Origin of the sequence: Gordonia sp. i37 (genome assembly GCF_002043085.1) — a bacterium.
Taxonomy (GTDB): domain Bacteria; phylum Actinomycetota; class Actinomycetes; order Mycobacteriales; family Mycobacteriaceae; genus Gordonia; species Gordonia polyisoprenivorans.
In genome coordinates this window covers 1-920 of record NZ_MVPX01000281.1, presented here as the reverse complement: position 1 = coordinate 920, position 920 = coordinate 1, and the positions used below count along the sequence as shown (strand labels likewise).

The following is a 920-nucleotide window of genomic DNA, read 5'->3' as shown; positions in this document are numbered from 1 at the left end:
TCGGACCAACGGGGTCACGTACGGGGTGGACTGCAGATCGGTGGAATCGTCGGCGGGGGCTGCGGCGGAGGCGACCTTGACCGGTTCGGGTTCCGGCTCACTCGTGGCGGGCGCCTCCTCGGATTTCGCGGGTTCTGGCTCGGACTTGGCGGGTTCTGGCTCGGACTTGGCGGGCTCGGGCTGCGGCTCCGGCTCCGGTTCGGGCTCGGGCTTGGAGCCGGCGGCCGAGGCATCGCCGATCACCGCGAGCTTGCCACCGACCTCGATGACGTCGTCCTCCTGCGCGAGGATCTCGAGCAGGGTTCCGGCGACGGGGGACGGGATCTCGGTGTCGACCTTGTCCGTGGAGACCTCGAGCAGTGGTTCGTCCGCGGCGACCTCGTCGCCGACGGCCTTGAGCCAGTTGGTCACCGTGCCCTCGGTGACCGACTCGCCGAGTTCAGGCATCAGCACGTCGGTCCCGGAGGCCCCGCTGTCACCGGTGGCGGCGGCGGGCTTCTCGGCCGGAGCCTCTGCCTCGGTCGAGGGCGCCTCGGTGTCCTGTTCGGCCGCACCGGCTTCGGTCGGTTCGTCGCCGCCCGCCGAGTCGTCGGAATCGGCCGAGTCGTCGGATCCGGAGTCCCCGGAATCGTCGGCGCTCTCCCCGGCATCACCGATCAGGGCGAGTTCGCCGCCGATCTCCACGACGTCGTCTTCCTGGGCGATGATCTTGGTGAGGACGCCGGAGGTGGGGGCGGGGATCTCGGTGTCGACCTTGTCGGTCGACACCTCCAGCAGGGGCTCGTCGGCCTCGACGGTGTCGCCCTCTTCCTTCAACCACCGGGTGACGGTCCCCTCGGTGACACTCTCACCGAGGGCGGGCATCTGGACGGAGAAGGCCATTGCTGTTGACTCCTGAACTCGACGTGGTGGGTCTGTGC

General features: G+C 69.6%; 1 protein-coding gene. It reads right to left on the bottom strand.

The genetic code is table 11. The features are described 5' to 3' along the window. Positions 1–882, bottom strand: an 882-nt coding sequence (locus B1964_RS13665) for a biotin/lipoyl-containing protein (protein ID WP_290440700.1), incomplete at its 3' end; no start/stop codon positions are given. Positions 883–920: the final 38 nt, after the last annotated feature.